The organism is Streptomyces sp. NPDC101151 (assembly GCF_044768335.1).
GTDB lineage: Bacteria > Actinomycetota > Actinomycetes > Streptomycetales > Streptomycetaceae > Streptomyces.
Genome location: NZ_JBIWPP010000002.1, coordinates 362,937 through 380,744, shown reverse-complemented (window position 1 = coordinate 380,744; position 17,808 = coordinate 362,937). Strand labels below are relative to the sequence as shown.

The following is a 17,808-nucleotide window of genomic DNA, read 5'->3' as shown; positions in this document are numbered from 1 at the left end:
GCCGAACTCCCTTTGTACATGGGGGTGATGCGCACCTTCACGGCCGTGACCGGTCACGGCTCGTCGCGTTGGAGGAGCATGCGGACCCTGCCCCTCCCGCGAACCGGCCTCACCCGTACTGGTAGATCTCGCTCATGTCCTCCAGCTCATCGGGCGTCATGTTCCACGGCGGCATCTTCTCGTGCCGGGCCACGATCCGGCCGTGCTGGGCGTTGCCCGCGGCCGGCGGCCGGTCCGGGAGATAGCGGTGGTCGCTGTGCCGCTGCCGCCAGCGGGTCCACTGCAGGTCGACGAAGGAGTGGTGCAGCCAGAAGACGGGGTCGTTGACGGAGGCGCCGCCGAGCATCACCCCACCGACCCAGCGGTGCACCCGGTTGTGGTTGCGCCAGGAGGGGCTGCCCCGGCCCGTCCCCCACCCCTCCAGGTTGTTGCGGAACCCCTTGGTGACCGTCGAGTCCCAGGGCGCCGTGTCGTAGACCGGGTCGGCCAGCGCCTTCTCCAGGTCGTCGTGGGTCGGCAGCGCGATCGGGTCGCGGGCGCGGCCGAGGTCGCGGGTCAGGAACTTCACGTCGGTCACGCTCTCTTTGATGGTCCAGTGGCCCGCCCGGTGGGCGAACGGACCGGTCATCACCTGCCGGTCCCCGTTCCGTCCGTTACCGCCGAGCAGATCTGCGGTCCACGGCAGGGAGGTGGCCGAGCGGTCGCGGGTCCAGTCCCAGTACGGCACCGTCACCGACTCGTCCACCCGGCGCAGCGCCCGCTCCAGCTCCAGCAGGAGCTTGCGGTGCCAGGGCAGAAAGGAGGGCGCCATGTGGGCGGTGCGCAGCCCGGACTCGCCGTCGGGGGTGTTGTACGCGATGTGCGTCCGTACGAACTCGTCGTACTCGCCGCGCCGTTTGACCTCCAGCAGGGCGTCCACGAAGCGTCGCCGCTCGGTGCGCGTCAGCTTGCTGACGTTCTTACGCGTGTACGCCATGCCCGCCCCCCATGCGCATCGGCCCTCCGTCCATCGAGCCCGGTGCCAGGTCACGCAGCTGCTCTCCGGGACCCAGTTCGTCGACCGCCGCGCGGGCCGCGGCGAGCGGTGTCGGGAACGAGCGGTAATGGTCGACCATGCTCAGCCAGCTTCCGTCGGCGCGACGCATCAGGTGCAGCGGCCGGCCGTCGACCGTGACGTCCCACCGGCCGCCGGCCACCCGCCGTGCCGTGGCGACCTGGACGCCGCGGATGTGGCGGCCGTGATAGGTCTCGTCGAAGCCGGTGGCCGGCCGGCCGTCCTGATCACGCGGGGGCCGGCAGGCCGCGGCCAGCGGGGCGAGCGCCGCGGCGACGGCCGAGGCGAGCAGCCCCCGCGTCACATCCCGCCGTGTTCTGCCCAGGGACCGTGCTCCGCGAGCGGCCGGCGTCCCGCGCCGCCCGCCCGCCGGCACCCCGCCGATGCCTAGGACCATCGTTCACTCCTCGTCCGTTTCGGTTGTCGGTACCGGTAACCGCCGGACGACCTTCCCGGTCACCGCAGTGCGGCCAGAGCGGTGACCGCGGCGCCGGAACCGGTGACGGGGACGGCGCGGGTTCCTCGAGCGCCCGGCCTGGTCAGCCGGTCCAGAAATCCCACCATCGGGTCAGGACGAGCATGCCGACGATGCCGGTGTGCAGCAGCGGCGGCACCCAGGTGAACTCGGCGAGGAACGTCCGCAGCGCGGCCGGTGCGGGCAGGAACCGGTGCAGTACGGCGAGCGACGTGACGTACCAGAACAGCACGATCGTGGCGACCCAGGCCAGACAGCACCACAGGCACAGCGCGTTGATCCGGTACAGCGACTGGAACTGCAGCCACGTCACGAACCCGATCCCGAACAGACAGCCCGCGTCGAAGGTCAGCCAGTACCAGCGGGGGAAGGCGGCGCCGGCCAGCAGGCTCATGCCGACGCAGATCACGACGCCGTAGGCCACCAGACCCAGCATCGGATTGGGGAAGCCGAAGACCGAGGCCTGTGCGCTCTTCATGACGCTGCCGCAGGACACCACCGGGTTCAGGCTGCACCCCGGTGTGAAGTCCGGGTTCTCGAGCAGCTTGAACTCGTCGAGGGTGATGACCCAGGACGCCAGCAGTCCGGCCGCGCCGGTGAGCACCAGGAGCAGCGCGAGACCGCGGCCGCCACCCACCGTCCGGGGCGCCGGCGCCTTCAGGGACTCCACGTGTTCCTTTCTTCGGCGACAGCCGTTGCGCCGGATCTTCGGCGGCTGCCGTGGCGCCGGAACGCGGGTCCGGCGCCACGGCTGTACCGGCGGCTAGGAGGTCGCGACGGGCAGGCCGGGCAGCGTCGGCAGGCCCGGCAGGGTCGGCAGCGCCGGCAGCCCGGGCAGGTTGACGGCGGGCAGGCCGCCGGAGAGCAGGAGGGCGGCGAGGTAGTTGACGAGGCCGGTCAGTACGCCGGTGAGCGCGGGGACGACCTGACCGGCGTCACCGGAGGTGATGGCCTTCAGGAGGGCGTCCAGCGCCTTGGTGAGCGCGGCGAGCGCGTCGCTCGCGAGGTCGGCCCGCGCCTTGGTGTCGCCCGCGGCCTCGGCGGGCGAGGACAGTGAGCTGGAGGCCGCCGGCACCACCGCGGTCACCTTGGCGATGGCGTCCTTGGCGGCCTGGACGAGCTGGGCGGCCTGGTCGGCGGGGAGCTGGCCGTTGTCGGCCTTGAGCACCGCGTTGAGCAGGTTGGTGACCGGGGCGAGCACGGTCCCGAGATTGCCGAGGCTCGTGACCTGCGCGAGAAGCGCGTCCGCGCCGGGGACGGGCGCGTGGGACGCCGCAGGAACACGCTCCCGGGCGGAGTCGGCCGCGACGGCGGCCGGGCCGGTGACGCCGGCCAGGAGGGCGGCGCAGAGTGCGGTGGACGCGAGACGCCGTACGGACAGACCACGCATGGGGGTTCCTTTCGATGGTGCGTCGGATCTTGTGCCCACCGTGAAATCACCCACCACCATCTGCAACCGATCAAGCGCGCCGGGTACCCGACTGTCCCTCAAGAACGCTGGATCGTCCCTGATCAGACGACACGTCACGGCCATCCCGGGGACCCGGTGAACGGCCCGCCCATTCGGGGCAACGCGGGTCGCCGTGGCTGCGCACATGTGTGCCGGACCCATTGACCATCTCCTACGCGTGAGTAAGTTGACTCTGCAGTAAGTCCGCATGGGTACGTAGCGCAGCACGTCAGCCGAGCCGCGACCGGGAGCCGTCATGGGCGTACGCAGGGATCTGAAACGGGCTCAGCTGCGCACCGACTTGGCGGCGCGTACCCGGGTCGAGCGGATCAGGGACGAGAGCGGCACGGTGCGCGAGGTCCGCACGGCTCCCCTGGCGCCGCGGAACGAAGGGGACAGCACCGCCGACATCCCGTACATCAACGCGGAGGAGGCCCCCGGCGCCGTGGTCCTGCGCCGCCGGGAGAACGGCATCTGGCGCCCGGTGACCGCCGCGGCCTTCGCCCGCGAGGTCACCGACGTCGCCAAGGGGCTGATCGCCGCCGGCCTCGAACCCGGCGGCCGTGTCGCCGTGATGTCCCGCACCCGCTACGAGTGGACGGTCCTGGACTTCGCGATCTGGGCCGCCGGCGGCCAGACCGTCCCGGTCTACGCCACCTCGTCCGCCCAGCAGGTGGAGTGGATCGTCCGTGACTCCGGCGCCCGCTTCGTCGTCACCGAGACGGCCGAGAACGCCGAGACGGTCACCACCGGCACGGCCGGCCACCCCGAGCCCCCGCGCCTGTGGCAGCTGGACGCCCGGGCGCTCACCGAACTCGTGGCCCTCGGCCGGGACGTCCCCGACGAGGAGGTCGCCAAACGCCGTACGGCCCTGACCCCCGATGCGGTGGCCACCGTCTGCTACACCTCCGGCACCACCGGGCGGCCCAAGGGCTGTGTGCTCACCCACGCCAACCTGTACGCGGAGGCCGCCAACACGGTCGAACTGCTCCATCCGATCTTCAAGGAAGTCACCGGCCAGGTCGCCTCCACCCTTCTCTTCCTGCCGCTCGCGCACATCCTGGGCCGCACCCTGCAGATCGCCTGTCTGCTGGCCCGGATCGAGCTGGGCCACTGCCCGAGCATCAGGCCGGACGAACTGCGCCCGATGTTCAAGGAGTTCCGTCCCACCTTCCTGGTCGGCGTGCCGTACCTGTTCGAGAAGATCCACGACACCGGGCGCGCCACCGCCGAGAAGATCGGCCGGGGCGCGTCCTTCGACCGCGCCGACCGCATCGGGGTGCGCTTCGGGGAGGCGTATCTGAACAGGTTCCTCGGTACGGGCAGGAGGCCGGGGATCGGCCTGTACGCGGCCTGGGCGCTGTACGACCTGCTGGTCTACCGGCGCATCCGCAAGGAGCTGGGCGGCCGGATGCGCTACGCCATCAGCGGCGGCTCCCCGCTCGACCGCAACCTCAGTCTCTTCTTCTACGCGGCCGGCATCATCGTCTACGAGGGCTACGGCCTGACCGAGACCACCGCCGCCGCCACCATCGTGCCGCCGCTGAGGCCGCGCCCTGGCACGGTCGGCCTCCCGGTCCCCGGCACCGCGGTCCGCATCGCCGACGACGGGGAGGTCCTCATCGAGGGAGGCGTGGTCTTCGGGGCGTACTGGAACAACCCGGCCGCCACGGACGAGGCGCTCACCGACGGCTGGTTCGCCACCGGCGACCTCGGCGCCCTCGACGACGACGGCTACCTCACCATCACCGGCCGCAAGAAGGACATCCTCGTCACCTCCGGCGGCAAGAACGTCTCCCCGGCCGTCCTGGAGGACCGTCTGCGCAGCCGCCCGCCCGTCGGTCAGTGCCTCGTCGTCGGCGACCGGCGCCCCTTCGTCGCCGCCCTCGTCACCCTCGACCCCGAGGCGGTCGCCCACTGGCTGTCGGTCCGCGGACTGCCCGCGGACACGCCGATGTCGGCGGTCGTCCGGGACCCGCGGATGCGTGCCGACGTGCAGCGAGCCGTGGACTACGCCAACGAGGCCGTCTCAGGTGCCGAGTCGATCCGCGCCTTCACGCTGGTCGAGGGCGAGTTCAGCGAGGAGAACGGGCTGCTCACGCCGTCCCTGAAGGTCAAGCGGCACGCGGTGACGATCGCGTACGCGAAGCAGATCGAGGCGCTGTACGGCGAGTGAGCCCATCGGGCACAGTCGGGCGATCGGGTGAATTCCCCAACATTTAACACTTCTCGGTGTCTTCGGGCGTCCACATCTCGTTCACAGTCTGCAGGTCATAGCGGGTGTCAACGTGCGGCGTGACGGCCCCTGCGACGACCCTGTGGAACCCGGTGCTCCAGGGCCGGCTTCCCTTCCCCCCGAGAGAAAGACAACGAGAGTGCGACAGACCCTGAGCAAGGGATTGGTCGTGGCCGCTGCCGCGACAACCGCCCTGTCTCTGTACGGCACATGGGCGTCCGCGGACACCCTCACGCATGGGACCGGGGCGGACACGTCCTCTGTGCTGTCGGGCATCACCAGTCAGTGGGACACCCCCGACGCCCTGGACGAGACGGGCGCCCCCGAGCCCGCATCGACAGGCGTTCCGTCCGCATCGGCAGACGCCGACGCCGGATCGGCGATCGCCACGACCCCGTCGGCGACCGCCACGACCTCGTACGGCGACGGCTCGTCCTCGTACGGCGACGGTTCGTCCTCGTACGGCGACGGTTCGTCCTCGTACGGGGACGACGGCTGCGGGTGCAGCGAGTCGCCCACGCCCACACCCAGCCAGCCGACCAAGACACCTCCGCCCCCGCAGAGCACCCCGTCGCCCAAGCCGACGCCGATGCCGTCGAAGACGCCGGCTCCTCCGGTGAAGACGCCTCCGCAGATGGCCGAGACCGGCGCCGAGAGCGTCCTCGCGGCCACGGCGGCCAGCGGGGCGCTGCTGGCCGCCGGAACCCTGCTGTACCGGCGAGGCCGGACCACGTCCCGCCGGTAGTGCACCGGGTGCCGAGCGCCTCGCGCCCGGCACCCGCCGCCTCTCCTCCGTGTCCGCCGCGCCCTGAGACCGGGGCGCGGCGGACACGGATCAGGCGTCCCGTTCGGTCATCCTTGCGGGCGATCAACGCCGAGCCGCCCGACTCATTTGGTGCAATTAGCGTATATATGTCCATGCCTCAGCCTACGGGGCGTAGACGCACCAAAGGAGTGGGAATGACGTCTGAGCGTCGCCGGTCCACCCTCAGGCGACTGGCGTTCATCACCGCCGGAGTGTTCGCGTCAGCGTCTGTCGTACCCAGCCCGGCCCTCAAGACCGACCCCGCAGGGAACCGAGCTCCCCTGCGCTGCGTGCCGGCCGCGCGGTCCGCCGGTCCCGGACCTCTCCCATGCCCCGCGGGCGGGGCTCCGCCGACGGCAGAGGCGACGCGCTCGTCCGCGTTCGGTGCGTACCTCAACTACGGGCCCAGCGGAGTGAAGCTCATGAGCGGGTTCAGCCGCTGGCTCGGCGGCACCGAGGTGCAGGTGGGGCGCACGTACCTGCCGGGGGACCTGTGGAGCAACATCGAGGGCGCGCCGGGCTTCCTCGACAGCTGGGTCGACTGGCGGCGGGCCAAGGACGACCGGCTCTTCGTGCTCAATGTCCCGCTGATGGAACGCAACGAGGCGCACCTCCCCGACGCGGAGGTCAGACAACTGCTGCGACGCGCCGCGTCGGGCGAGTTCGACGAGCACTTCCAGGCGCTGGCCCAGCATCTCGTCGACCTGGGGGCGCCGGACACGGTGCTCGTGCTCGGCTGGGAGATGAACGGCGTCACGTACACCCACCGCTGCGGTCCCGCTCCGGAGGACTGGAAGACGTACTGGCGGCGCATCGTCACCGCCATGCGCTCGGTGCCCGGTCAGAAGTTCAGGTTCGACTTCGCCCCGAACCGGGGTGCGGACTCGGTTCCGTGGCCGGAGTGCTATCCCGGTGACGACGTCGTCGACATCGTCGGCATGGACTCCTACGACCAGCCGACCGGAATCACCTTCGACAAGCAGGTGTCCGAGCCCTACGGCCTGCAGTACCAAGTCGACTTCGCGAAGGCGCACGGCAAGCCGATCTCGTATCCCGAGTGGGGTCTCTATCACAACGGCGACAGTGTGACGTACATGCTGCGCATGCTCGCATGGATGGACGAGCACAAGCCGCTGTACAACACGATCGCCGACTACTGTCCGCACGGGGTGTGGCTGTGCTCCACCAATGACCGGGCAGCCGCCCTCTACCGCGCGGCGCTGTTCGGTCAGCGCACGCCGGAACCGGAGCCGTCGGTGCCCGGCTCGCCCGCGCCCACGACCGCACCGGAGCCCCAGCCGAGTCCGAATCCCAGCCCGAGTCCGAGTCCGGCTCCGACTCTCGCTCCGGCTACGACTCCGGCGGCAGAGACCCCGCTCGCCGGGCGGTCCGCCTGCCCGTGCAAGCCGACGAGACTCCTGAACTAGTGCCGCGGCACCAGGTGCGCGGCGCTACAGGGACCCGGCGGATCCGGACGTGGCGGACCCGCGCAGGATCCTCTTTGCCCGGTCCCGCGCGGCGGCCTCGCAGGCGGCTGCCGCGAGCAGCGGTGCGGTGCGTCGGCGGGCCAGCAGCAGGCGCTGGTTGACGACGGTCTCGGGAAGCCAGCGGTACTTGTACGGTTCCTTGCCGCGCAACAGGCTCAGCACCGTGGGCCCTGCGGAGGACAGGTCGTCGACGGCGGCGCTGAGCATCATCGTCGTCACGTCCAGCTTCAGCTCGCGCAACCGCGGGTGAACCCCGTTCAGGTACTTCCCCACCAACTGGCTCGACTGGAAGCTCAGATCGACGGCCAGGACCTCGTCCTCCAGCAGGTACTCCTTCACCACGGCCTCGCCGCACCGGGCCATGGGAACCACCGACCGGACGAGGTGGTCGAGGAAGCGCGGCCGCAGATGCTCCGGTGTCACCTTCCTGCCCTGCCACTGCAGCCGGTGCAGCTCCAGCATCCGCCGCAACGCCGTGTCCGCCTCACGGTGATCCACGGTGCGCCACTCGACGCCGAGCTTCTTCACCCTGTTCAGCTTGTTGCGCACCCGCTGGGCGCCCGCCCTGGGCAGCCGCTTGACCAACTCGTTCATGGGGAGGGCGGGCATTTCGAGGCACTCGGAGTCGCTCAGCCGTCGGCGCGGGCCGCGCCAGGAGTGGTAGACCCGCTCCACCGCGCTGCCGGGCCGCACCTCGCGGAAGTCGATCAGGGCGGTGCGGGCCATGTCGGCCAGGGTGTCCGCCAGCGCCCGGGCCCCCTGCTCGGCCATCGTCTCGTCAAGAAGCACATCGCAGAAGTCGGAGATGCGGCCGCCGATGGGCACCAGTGCCGGCAACGGGCTGTGTACGCGCATCAGCGGTGCCGCAGCCACCAGTTCACCGCCCGCGCGCACCAGGACGAGCCGGAGCCCGCCCGGCGTTCCGTACGACAGCCACCACGAGTGCAGCCAGGCGTGGCTCTGGAACGGTGTCGCGGACCGGCAGGCCCGGTACAGGTGCTCCCACTCCCCCGCCAGCTGTGCGAACGCGTGCCCGTCCGTGCAGATCTCCACCGACAGCGCGTGGCCGGACCCGGTCATGACAGCACCCCTTGGGTGTCGGCGGCGGGGGCCGGGCCGGGCAGCTGTGTCCGGCCCCGGTCCCCGTCCGTCGCCGCCCGCCGCGGCCGGGCCAGCAGCGCGAGGCCGCCCAACAGACCTCCGCCGCTCGCGCCCACGAGGGTGGTCAGCACCGGGGACGCGGACGAGGGCGCGGCGGGTCTGAGGGCGCGGGACAGGCCCACGAGGCGGATGCCGGTCTCCTTCTTCGCCTGGTCGGCCTGCACGGTCAGGGCGCGGGACACGGCGTTGGCGATGACGGCGGCCCGGCCGGGGCGCCCGGAGGTCGCCGTGATCGCGATCATCGGTGCGTCGGGCGAGGTCGCGGCCCGCACACTCCTGCTCAGCTTCTCCACCGGCACGCCCGCCTCCTCCTGTGCCGCCCCCAGCACGGCGAGCTGCGTCACGACACGGCCGTACGCCTGCGCGAATCCGAGTGCCGCCGCCGGGTCGGACCTCGATGTCTCGGCCGGTACGGCGATGACGTAGCTCGTGGCCGTGTACTGCGGTGGCTTCAGCACTCCGTACGCGCCGCCCGCCGCCGCGCCGAGAATCGCGCCGGCCGGGACCAGCCACCGCAGCAGCAGCCGCGCCGGGCGCCCGAGAAGCCGGCGGGGCAGCCGTACGGGCGGTGTCGGGTTGTCGGTCATCAGGGCCTCACTTCCAGGTTGAGCCGGACAGGACGGCCGTGTACACGTCCATCAGCTGCCCGGCGGTGCGCTCGATGCTGTAGTGCCGCACGGCGTCCGGGGCGGCGCGTACGCCGGGTCCTGCCGCACGCAGCCGCAGCAGTTCCCGGGCGTACGCCTCGGTGCCGCCCGTCACCCGCCGGGCGCCCGGTGCGGCCTCCGGCGGCAGGTCGTCGACGGCCGGGCACGTCGTGTACAGCACGGGGAGCCCGGCCGCGAGCGCCTCCAGCACGGCCAGGCCGAAGGCCTCCTCGACCGACGGGGCGGCGAGCACGTCCATCGCGGACAGCAGGCAGGCCAGGTCGGGCGTGCCGTCCCGGGGGTCCGGCAGATACGGCCGTTCACCCGTCAGCACCATCCGGTCGGCGACCCCCAGCTCCTGGGCGGTGCAGCGCAGCACCTCCTCCTCGCTGCCGCCGCCGACCAGCAGCAGCCGTACATCGCCGGGGAGTCGCTCCAGCGCGCGAACGAGCACGTCGAAGCGCTTGCCGACGGCGAGACGGCCGATGCCGCCGACGACGTACGCGTCCTCGGGAATCCCGTAGACGGCACGGGCCTCCTTGCGCCGGACCGCGTCGTAACGGAGCTGGGGAGCGTCGATGCCGTTCGGAATCATGTGGATGCGCCCCTCGGGCACACCCCACCGGCGCAGCCGTTCGGCCACCGTCGGCGAGACCGCGATCGTGGCACGGCCGAGGCGCTCGCCGACCAGGTACAGCGCCCGGACGCCCGTGGTCAGCAGGCGGCCCTCGATCAGGGTGTCGCCCAGCGAGTGCTCGGTGGCCACCACCGCCCGTACCCCTGCCAGACGCGCCGCGAAGCGGCCGTACACACAGGCCCGGTACAGATGCGTGTGCACGACGTCGTAGCTGCCGGCCCGGATCAGCCCGGTCAGGCGGGGCAGGGCGCCGAGGTCGCGGTTGCCGCCCATGCCCAGGTGGGTGACATGGATGCCGTCGGCCCGCAGTCCCTCGGCGACCGGGCCGGGGTTGGTCAGCGTCACCACGTCGCAGCGGACCGGCAGGTGCCGCAGCAGCAGGCGCAGTTGCTGCTCCGCGCCGCCGACACCGAGACCGGTGATGATGTGCAGGGCTTTCACCGGGCCTCCAGGGCTCGGCCGCGGACGCGGGCTCGAAGTCTCTTCAGCTCCAGGCGCACGGCGATGTCGGCCCGGCCGATGTGGAGCCGGGGCAGCGCGAGGTCGCCGGAGAGGCCGGGGGCGGGAGCGACGGCGCAGGCATAGCCGTAACCGGCCTCGCGCACGGCGGCCATGACGCGCGCGTCGACCAGGCCGTAGGGGTAACAGAAGCCCTGGACGTCGGCGTCGAGCAGCTCGGCCAACAACGTACGGCTGCGGTGGACCTCGGCTCGCAGATCGTGGGGCGTGGCCCGGGTGAGGTCGACGTGGGTGAGGCCGTGCGAGCCGATCTCGATGCCCGCGGCCGCGGCCCGGCGGATGCCGTCCGCGTCGAGGAGCCGCTTGCGCGGGCCGAGCGGGTCCCAGTCGTTCTCGCCGCCGAGCCGCCCGGGCAGCACGAACACCGTGGCCCCGCACTGCCACCGGCTCAGGACGGGCAGCGCCGCGGTGACGAAGTCGGCGTAGCCGTCGTCGAAGGTGAGCCCCACCAGCCCGCGCTCCGCTCCGCGCGCACGCGCGGCGAGCAGCTCCTGCATGCTGACCCCGCGCAGACGGCGGCCGTGCAGCCAGGCGAGCTGGCGGTCGAGCCGGGCCGGAGAGACCGTGACGTTGTACGGGTCGTCCGGGTGGTCCGAGACGGAGTGGTATATGGCCACCCAGGCGACGGGACCCCGCCTGGGGCGTTCTCGCTCGGCCGGCGCCAGGTCCGGTCCGGTCGGCTGCTGGGGTACGGGGACGTCAACGGCCATGGCAGAACCTTCTTGTGACGGAGCGCCGCACGGTGTGTGCGGCGGACAGCAGGAGGGACCGGGTGCCTGCCATGTCGAGAGCCCAGACCAGCAGGAGGAAGACGGCCGACACGCTCACGCAGCCCGCGGCGACGGCGGCCGGCGGCGAGGCGAACGGCTGCGTGCAGACGAGTCCGGCAGTGGCGGCGCACACGGCCGCGCCCACCGGTTTGGCCAGTTCGGCGACGACCCGTGGGACGCGCACCGCGACGCTGTGCGCACCCAGCCCGTGCAGCAGGAGCAGAGCGGTGAGGGTGATGCCGGCGGCGTTGGCCGCGGCGATGCCGGGCGCGCCCCAGAACCCCACCGTCCAGGCACCGACGCCGATGGTGACGATCAGGCCCACCACCATCGCGCCCAGCGGGTACCAGGTCGCGCGTCCGGCGGAGAAGTACGACCGCACGAGTGCGCCCACGAGGGTGTGACCCAGCAGCCCGAACGCGTACACCCGCATCACGGAGGCGGTCGCGGCGGTGTCCGCGGCCGTGAACGCGCCGCGCTGGAAGAGAAGCTGGATCATCTGCGGCGCACAGGCCACGACCATGGCGGCGCCCAGCAGTACGAGCGAGCCCACCAGCACGAGATCCCGCTCGGTCCGGTCCCGGGCCTGCCGCAGGTCGCCCTCGGCGACGGCCCGCGCCAGCACCGGGAAGGTGACCACGCAGACCATCAGCGCCAGGGACATGGGCAACTGCGCGACCTTCTGCGCGTAGTTGAGGTGTGAGATGGCGCCGGCGGGCATCCCGGACGCGAAGTAGCGCTCGACGAGGACCTGCGACTGCCGGCACAGGACGAACAGCAGCACCGTCGCGACCACGGCGAACGTCAGCGGCCGGCCGTCGCCCCCGGAGTTCGCCGACCAGGCCTGCGGGCGGGGCTTCGCGGCGAGCCTGCGCCACAGGGACGGGGCCTGGGCGAGGAGCATGCAGCACCCCCCGAGCGCGACCCCGAGCGCGGCGGACCGCACGCCCCAGCGTTCGCCGAGGCCGTACATCGTGATGATGATCGCGGTGTTGAGCGCGGCGGAGATCGTCGCCGGGGCGAGGAACGAGCCGTGCGCCCGCAGGGCCGCGCTGCAGTACCCGGCCAGTCCGAAGGTCAGCACACAGGTCGAGGCCAGCCGGGTGCAGTCCACGGCGAGGGACGCGTCGGGCAGGCCGGGCGCGAGCAGGGAGACCAGTTCCGGTGCCCCGGCCATGAGCACCGCGGCCGCGGCGGCGAGACCCAGGCACAGGCGCGGCAGGGAGGAGGCGATCAGTGCGCGCACGGGGTCGTGGCCGGCGGCCGCGCGCGCCCGCCGGGCCAGCGCCACGCTGAACGCGGGGACCAGCACATAGGCCATCCCCCCTTCGATCAGCAGCGTCGCCGCCATTTCCGGCACCGTCCAGGCCACCAGGAACGCGTCGGTGCCCTCGCCGGCTCCGAAGAAGTGCGCGAGCGCCTGGTCCCGTCCGAGCCCGAGCAGCGACCCGGCCACGGTCAGCAGCGCGGAGAGAAGCGTGGCCCGCGCGAGGGAGCCGCTCGCGGGAGCCTGCGCCGGATCGTCGGCCGCCGGGCTCCGGCGGCCGTCGGCCGGGCGCAGGCCGTCCGCGCCTGCCGCGTGCTCGGATGTCCCGCTCGGCACAGCGGATGTGGGCCTCATCCCGCGCCCGCCTCCGCATCGGTGGTGGTCACCGCGTCGCGTGCCAGTGCCCACCAGGCGCCGAGGCCGAAGCACACGGCCGTCAGGACGGTGGAGGGCCCGCCGATGTCGCCGTAGCCGAAGTCCACGAGCTGCCACAGCAGCAGCCCGCAGGCCGCGACGGCGCAGTCCAAAGCGCGTCCGGCCCGCCGTAGCCGCCGCAGGGCGCAGACCAGCAGGGCCAGCCAGCTGCCCACCACCGTGAGCAGGCCCAGCAGGCCCTGCTCGCTCAGGACCAGCAGGTACATGTTGTGCGGGGTGAGCAGGGGCTGGCGCCGGAATGCCTGGCCCGCTCCCCCCGTGTCGCTGCCCGACGACAGCGCGAGCGAGGCATGCCCGTCCCGGTGTTCGGGAAAGGCCTTCAGCCCCACGCCCGTCACCGGGTGCCCGCGCCACATGTCGGTGGCGGCCGCCCACAGGGTGTAGCGGTCGACGACCGACTGGTCCGGTGCGTCGGCGACCTGGGTGATGCTGGTCAGCCGCTCCTGCAGCGCCGTGGCGCCCACACCGAGCCCGCCCACCAGCACCACCGCGGCGGCGACCGCCGCCGCGAGCACCTTCGCCGCCCGCCGCAGCCCGGCCAGCAGCAGCTGTGCCCCGCAGGCGACGGCCGTGGCGATCCAGGCACCCCGGCTGAAGGACAGCGCGAGGGGCACGAGGAGCGTCAGCGCGCACACCGCCGCCGCGGCCCGCTGCCGCCGCCCGTGTGCACCGAGGGCGAGACCCGTCGCCGCCACCAGCCCGAACGCGACTGCCGTCGCCATCCCCATCACGTCGGCCGGCCCGAACGTGCCCACCGCCCGGATGTCGGCGCCCTGGTACGAGGCACCGGTCCCGGTGAGGTACTGGTGCACCCCGACCGTGCCCTGCCACAGCGCCAGGCCGACCAGCGACCAGAGCACCAGCCGGGCGTCGCGCCGGTCCCGCACCAGCAGCACCACCGCGGCCGGGACGAGCACGAACACCTGCAGATAGCGGGCCAGTCCCATGAGGGCGTCACCGGGCGTCGGCGCCCCGACCGCGGCAACCGCGATGCCCACCACCGGCAGCCCGAGCAGGACCGCGGCCGTCCGTGTCAGCGGGTGCCGCGCCTGCCGCGCGGTACGCACGACGGCCCACAGCACGGCAAGCCCCGAGACCGCGTCGGCGGGTGTCGCGCTGCTCTCCGGTGCGGCCGGCAGCCCCAGCAGGACGACGACCGCCACCACGGGCAGGACGGGGGCGGCCCGGCGCAGCGCCGGCAGCGGCGGCAGCACCTGCGGGAACGAGGCTGCCGAGGGAGTGCTCACCGCTGCTCAGCTCCCCGTCGGCCGGACGAACAGGGCCGCCGTGCGCACCAGGATGCAAACGTCCTGCCACAGCGACCAGTTGTCGATGTAGGCGTTGTCGAAGCGGCACCGGTCCTCGATCGAGGTGTCGCCGCGCAGCCCGTGGATCTGGGCAAGTCCGGTGATCCCGGCCCGCATCCGGTGGCGCGCCGGGTAACCCGGGTGGACCTGGCTGAACTTGGCGACGAAATGCGGCCGTTCGGGCCGCGGTCCGACCAGGCTCATGTCACCGCGGAAGACGTTCCACAGCTGGAGCAGCTCGTCCAGCGAGGTGCGGCGCAGAAACTGGCAGAAGCGGCTCATGTCCTGCGCGTCCGCCACGCTCCAGCGGGTCGCGGCCTCGTGCGCGCTGGCCGGCCGGTGGGTGCGGAACTTCAGGATCGTGAACGGCCGTCCGTCCTTGCCGATCCGTTCCTGCCGGAACACCACGCCCGGCCCGTCGAGGGCCCTCAGCACGGCCGAGCACACCAGCAGCACCGGGCTGACGAGCAGCAGGAGCGAGCCGGAGAGGACCACGTCGAGCATCCGCTTGCCCACACTGTCGCGCCGCCGCCCGCCGCCCGCACACAACAACCTGCGGGGGAAGCCCGCCAGGTGCCCGGCCCCCGCACGCCGCCCCGGCAGGTCGTACGAGGGCGAGTCGACGTCGAGCTCCCACAGCACGCATCCGAGCGCGGCGAGTTCCCGCAGCAGGGAGGCCTTCCGCACACGGGTCGCGGGTCCCACGACGAGCACAGTCTCCACACCGTTCTGGATGAGCGCGCGATGCGCCTCCTCGCCCGTGGTGAGGACCGGCAGCGCGGGCCGATCGCCGGGAGCCGGGACGGAGTCCAGGGCGTCGGCGACGATGCCCACCGGCCGCACTCCGGAGCCCGGGCACCGCTGCAACGCGCCGGCGACCCGAAGGGCGGCCGGGACCGGCCCCACCACCAGAGCGGGACGGGGCCGGTGCAGCAGCGCCCTGCGGCAGTGTCCGTGCACCGCTCCGCGGCCCACGCCGGCCACCAGGCAGTGCACGGCGCACGCGGTGACGAGCACGGTCATCGGCAGCGGACGCTGCGGGGAGAGCGCCGTGACGAACGCCCAGCCGACGACGACCCGCCCGCACACGGCGGGCAGTTCGTCGAGCACGCCGGGGACGACCGAGGTGTCGTAGAGCAGGGCCTGCCGGTTCAGGCCGATCACACAGAGACCGAGGAGGACGATGAGCAACGGGTGCCCGGGAGCCCCGGGCACGACGAGGGCGCCCAGCAGGGCGCCGCTGACGTCGACGATCAGCAAAGGGGTCCAGGAGGTTCGCCGCAGACGGCGGGATCCCCGTCCGGAAGGCAGCCCGCGCCCGGCGGCAAGGCCGGGCGGGACGAGGACGGAGACGGTGCGCCCCGCCGCCCGAGGCTCCCCGGCGGGAGAGGGAAGGGTGCTTTCCGCGGTCATGTGGTGATGGACTCCCTGCTCTGGTTCGGTACGACGAGCGGCCTGGCGACGACGCCCAGCAGTTCGCGGTACACGTCGATCACGGCATCCGCGGCGTGCCGTACGTCGTGGGCGGCGAGCACGTGCGCCCGGCCCTGTGCGCCCAGCGCCGCGCGCAGCGGCGCGCGGCGCAACAGCACCGTCAGCGCTCTCGCCAGTGCGTGGGGGTCCTCCGGTGGCACCAGGCAGTACGGCAGGTGGCCGGTCGGCAGGCTCTCGCGCGCTCCGTCCACGTCCGTGACGAGGACCGGCCGGGCGCACGCCATGGCCTCCAGGGGGGCGAGTGCCATGCCCTCCCAGCGGGACGGCAGGACCACGACGTCCGCCGCCCGGTACCAGGAGGCGGCGTCGCTCGCCGGGCCGGCGAACTCCACCGACGCGGGCGCACCGCAGTACAGCCGGTCCGCGTCCGGACCGTCACCGACCAGCACCAGCCGGGCCCCGGGCAGTTGCCGTACGACGGCGGGCCACGCCTCCAGGAGCACGTCCTGGCCCTTCTGGCGGCACAGCCGTCCCACGCACACGACGAGGGGGCCCGCTGCCGACCGCGCGCTGTTGCCCTCCGGCCGGAATCTGCGGGTGTCGACGCCGTTGGGGACCACGTGCCACCGGGCGGTGATGCCGCACTGCTCCCCGGTACGCCGCTCCGCCTCGCTCACGCACAGGACACGGGCCGCCCATCGCGCCCCGAACCGCTCCCACTCCAGAGCCGCGTGGGCCATGACTCCGTCCACGGCCTCGAACGACCACGCGTGCGGCTGAAAGACGGTGGGGAGCCGGCCGCGCACCGCGAGCCGCGCCGCGAGCCCCGCCTTCGCGCTGTGCGCGTGCACCACGTCGGGCCGTACATAGCGCAGGAGCCGGGCCAACTGCCGCACCTCGCCCGGGAGTCGGGGCCCCGGTGAGCGGGTGGCGTCCCAGTGGAGCACTCTGCAGCCCACCGCGCGCAAAGCGTCCGTCAGCGTGCCGCCTCTCGGGCAGGCCACGGTGACCCGCAGCCCTGCGGCGAGCTGTGCCGTCGCCAGATCGGTCACGAGCCGGGCGACACCGCCCTCGACGGGCTGAGTGACGTGGAGGACGTGCGGCTCACGTGCAATGCGCATGACCGAGGCTTCCCTTCCGAAGAAAGATTCCGAACCCAGCGCAAAGGTGTGCGCTCGTAGGTTCGACATAAATGCGTCGGATCCGGTAGAAACACTAGCCACTTATCTGTATTTATCTACGCACCCGTCAACTGTGTCGGAATCACATCCTTCTCCTGGGGCTGTTTCTCGTGCGAGATCACCCGCTTGGAGTCGCGTGACACCGATGGACGAAATGACAGATAATCCGATGGGAATGCCTTGCAGGGCCATTCGCGGCCGCAGGCATCGCGACAGGCCGCGCGAACAGGTCTTTTCGTATGAGTTCCGGGAACTTGCGGTCGGCGGAGTTTCCCGTGCCGCCCCTCTCTCGTTAGCCCGGAAGACGAGTTACGGAGAAAGGAACACAATGAAGAGTCTGAAGGCTGCCGCCGTCATTGTCGGCACCCTTGCGATCGCCGGCGCCGCGGGGCCCGCGCTCGCGGCGGACATGCCGGCGCAGGGCCTCCTCGAGGACGGGAAGACGATCGCCCACACTCTCCCCAACGCGTCCGAGCTCCCGGCGGGCTACCTGTCCAACGACGTCAAGAACACGGCGGAGGGCGTGAAGCAGTCGGGTGTCGTGAAAACGCCCGTCTTCGGTGGCATGCTGCCGAACCCTCTCAACGGCAAGCCGGTCGCCGCGCTTCCGATCGCCAAGAAGAAGAAGTAGACGACACAGACCGGCTGGGCGATTCAGGTCGGCTCCGTAGTTCTCGGAGCCGACCTTCGGCGTATTCGGGAAGCGTGGTGGAACGTGCGGACAGACGCGGAAAGGCCGCTTCCTCACGGGCGGGGCATGGGCGGAAGCACCAGCAGATGGGCACCGCTCGGCATGTTCGCAGCCGCCCGGATCGCGGCTTGGTTCCTCTGTTCGCCGTCACAGCAGATCACCGTCGAAGCAGATCACCGTCGAAGCAGAAATGTTTCGCCACGAAGGTGGCGGAAGAGCCGACGACGGCCCGCCGAGAACTCGGCGGGCCGC

General features: G+C 72.2%; 16 protein-coding genes. 4 read left to right on the top strand and 12 right to left on the bottom strand.

Annotation, left to right across the window (positions count from 1 at the left end; genetic code table 11):
• Nucleotides 1-109: 109 nt before the first annotated feature.
• The 4 genes from ACIRU3_RS04805 to ACIRU3_RS04790 all read right to left on the bottom strand — a co-directional run bounded on the left by ACIRU3_RS04805 (nt 110) and on the right by ACIRU3_RS04790 (nt 2,919).
• Nucleotides 110-976 (bottom strand): tyrosinase family protein, encoded by an 867-nt coding sequence (locus ACIRU3_RS04805; RefSeq protein WP_404051361.1) that lies wholly within the window; start codon nt 974-976, stop codon nt 110-112.
• Entirely contained in the window at nt 960-1,451 is a 492-nt protein-coding gene (locus ACIRU3_RS04800; protein WP_404051359.1) for a tyrosinase family oxidase copper chaperone, read from the bottom strand. Before ACIRU3_RS04800 ends, ACIRU3_RS04805 begins: the two co-directional genes overlap by 17 nt.
• A 142-nt stretch (nt 1,452-1,593) precedes the next feature.
• Complete coding sequence (locus ACIRU3_RS04795; protein ID WP_404051356.1) at nt 1,594-2,199, bottom strand: vitamin K epoxide reductase family protein; 606 nt, start codon at nt 2,197-2,199, stop codon at nt 1,594-1,596.
• A 93-nt stretch (nt 2,200-2,292) separates the two neighbouring features.
• Complete coding sequence (locus ACIRU3_RS04790) at nt 2,293-2,919, bottom strand: hypothetical protein (protein ID WP_404051354.1); 627 nt, start codon at nt 2,917-2,919, stop codon at nt 2,293-2,295.
• Between the two features lie 316 nt (nt 2,920-3,235).
• Between ACIRU3_RS04790 and ACIRU3_RS04785 the strand changes: the two genes are divergently transcribed.
• The 3 genes from ACIRU3_RS04785 (at nt 3,236) to ACIRU3_RS04775 (ending at nt 7,447) form a co-directional block, all read left to right on the top strand.
• Nucleotides 3,236-5,155, top strand: a complete 1,920-nt coding sequence (locus ACIRU3_RS04785; RefSeq protein ID WP_404051352.1) for an AMP-dependent synthetase/ligase — start codon at nt 3,236-3,238, stop codon at nt 5,153-5,155.
• Nucleotides 5,156-5,354: 199 nt separating this feature from the next.
• The gene (locus tag ACIRU3_RS04780) at nt 5,355-5,960 is read left to right on the top strand and encodes a hypothetical protein (protein ID WP_404051350.1); all 606 of its coding nucleotides are present in this window, start codon (nt 5,355-5,357) and stop codon (nt 5,958-5,960) included.
• 215 nt (nt 5,961-6,175) lie between these two features.
• Nucleotides 6,176-7,447, top strand: a complete 1,272-nt coding sequence (locus tag ACIRU3_RS04775) for a glycoside hydrolase family 26 protein (RefSeq protein ID WP_404051348.1) — start codon at nt 6,176-6,178, stop codon at nt 7,445-7,447.
• A gap of 24 nt (nt 7,448-7,471) precedes the next feature.
• Here ACIRU3_RS04775 and ACIRU3_RS04770 read toward each other — a convergent pair whose 3' ends face one another.
• Genes ACIRU3_RS04770 through ACIRU3_RS04735 form a run of 8 tightly spaced genes read right to left on the bottom strand, consistent with a single transcriptional unit; the run spans nt 7,472 to nt 16,805 of the window.
• The gene (locus ACIRU3_RS04770; RefSeq protein WP_404051345.1) at nt 7,472-8,587 is read right to left on the bottom strand and encodes a GNAT family N-acetyltransferase; all 1,116 of its coding nucleotides are present in this window, start codon (nt 8,585-8,587) and stop codon (nt 7,472-7,474) included.
• Nucleotides 8,584-9,255 (bottom strand): lipopolysaccharide biosynthesis protein, encoded by a 672-nt coding sequence (locus ACIRU3_RS04765; RefSeq protein WP_404051342.1) that lies wholly within the window; start codon nt 9,253-9,255, stop codon nt 8,584-8,586. Before ACIRU3_RS04765 ends, ACIRU3_RS04770 begins: the two co-directional genes overlap by 4 nt.
• A 7-nt stretch (nt 9,256-9,262) precedes the next feature.
• Nucleotides 9,263-10,393: a glycosyltransferase gene (locus ACIRU3_RS04760; protein ID WP_404051340.1), complete on the bottom strand. Its 1,131-nt coding sequence runs from the start codon at nt 10,391-10,393 to the stop codon at nt 9,263-9,265.
• Entirely contained in the window at nt 10,390-11,181 is a 792-nt protein-coding gene (locus tag ACIRU3_RS04755; RefSeq protein ID WP_404051338.1) for a polysaccharide deacetylase family protein, read from the bottom strand. The genes ACIRU3_RS04760 and ACIRU3_RS04755 overlap by 4 nt, the downstream gene beginning before the upstream one ends.
• A complete protein-coding gene (gene murJ / locus ACIRU3_RS04750; RefSeq protein WP_404051336.1) occupies nt 11,171-12,862 on the bottom strand; it encodes a murein biosynthesis integral membrane protein MurJ in 1,692 nt (563 codons plus the stop codon). Before murJ ends, ACIRU3_RS04755 begins: the two co-directional genes overlap by 11 nt.
• Nucleotides 12,859-14,190 (bottom strand): O-antigen ligase family protein, encoded by a 1,332-nt coding sequence (locus tag ACIRU3_RS04745; RefSeq protein WP_404051333.1) that lies wholly within the window; start codon nt 14,188-14,190, stop codon nt 12,859-12,861. The genes murJ and ACIRU3_RS04745 overlap by 4 nt, the downstream gene beginning before the upstream one ends.
• Before the next feature lie 6 nt (nt 14,191-14,196).
• On the bottom strand, nt 14,197-15,663 hold the full coding sequence (locus ACIRU3_RS04740; RefSeq protein WP_404051330.1) for an exopolysaccharide biosynthesis polyprenyl glycosylphosphotransferase: 1,467 nt from the start codon (nt 15,661-15,663) through the stop codon (nt 14,197-14,199).
• Complete coding sequence (locus tag ACIRU3_RS04735; protein ID WP_404051327.1) at nt 15,660-16,805, bottom strand: glycosyltransferase; 1,146 nt, start codon at nt 16,803-16,805, stop codon at nt 15,660-15,662. Before ACIRU3_RS04735 ends, ACIRU3_RS04740 begins: the two co-directional genes overlap by 4 nt.
• 388 nt (nt 16,806-17,193) lie before the next feature.
• Between ACIRU3_RS04735 and ACIRU3_RS04730 the strand changes: the two genes are divergently transcribed.
• Nucleotides 17,194-17,496, top strand: a complete 303-nt coding sequence (locus ACIRU3_RS04730; protein WP_404051324.1) for a hypothetical protein — start codon at nt 17,194-17,196, stop codon at nt 17,494-17,496.
• Nucleotides 17,497-17,808: the final 312 nt, after the last annotated feature.

What these genes read in the sequence shown, in the direction of transcription:
- ACIRU3_RS04800 (WP_404051359.1), bottom strand. Translation starts at nt 1,451, where the DNA reads ATGGTCCTAGGCATCGGCGGGGTGCCGGCGGGCGGGCGGCGCGGGACG.
- murJ (WP_404051336.1), bottom strand. Translation starts at nt 12,862, where the DNA reads ATGAGGCCCACATCCGCTGTGCCGAGCGGGACATCCGAGCACGCGGCA.
- ACIRU3_RS04735 (WP_404051327.1), bottom strand. Translation starts at nt 16,805, where the DNA reads ATGCGCATTGCACGTGAGCCGCACGTCCTCCACGTCACTCAGCCCGTC.
- ACIRU3_RS04765 (WP_404051342.1), bottom strand. Translation starts at nt 9,255, where the DNA reads ATGACCGACAACCCGACACCGCCCGTACGGCTGCCCCGCCGGCTTCTC.
- ACIRU3_RS04770 (WP_404051345.1), bottom strand. Translation starts at nt 8,587, where the DNA reads ATGACCGGGTCCGGCCACGCGCTGTCGGTGGAGATCTGCACGGACGGG.
- ACIRU3_RS04785 (WP_404051352.1), top strand. Translation starts at nt 3,236, where the DNA reads ATGGGCGTACGCAGGGATCTGAAACGGGCTCAGCTGCGCACCGACTTG.
- ACIRU3_RS04755 (WP_404051338.1), bottom strand. Translation starts at nt 11,181, where the DNA reads ATGGCCGTTGACGTCCCCGTACCCCAGCAGCCGACCGGACCGGACCTG.
- ACIRU3_RS04775 (WP_404051348.1), top strand. Translation starts at nt 6,176, where the DNA reads ATGACGTCTGAGCGTCGCCGGTCCACCCTCAGGCGACTGGCGTTCATC.
- ACIRU3_RS04730 (WP_404051324.1), top strand. Translation starts at nt 17,194, where the DNA reads ATGAAGAGTCTGAAGGCTGCCGCCGTCATTGTCGGCACCCTTGCGATC.
- ACIRU3_RS04790 (WP_404051354.1), bottom strand. Translation starts at nt 2,919, where the DNA reads ATGCGTGGTCTGTCCGTACGGCGTCTCGCGTCCACCGCACTCTGCGCC.
- ACIRU3_RS04740 (WP_404051330.1), bottom strand. Translation starts at nt 15,663, where the DNA reads ATGACCGCGGAAAGCACCCTTCCCTCTCCCGCCGGGGAGCCTCGGGCG.
- ACIRU3_RS04805 (WP_404051361.1), bottom strand. Translation starts at nt 976, where the DNA reads ATGGCGTACACGCGTAAGAACGTCAGCAAGCTGACGCGCACCGAGCGG.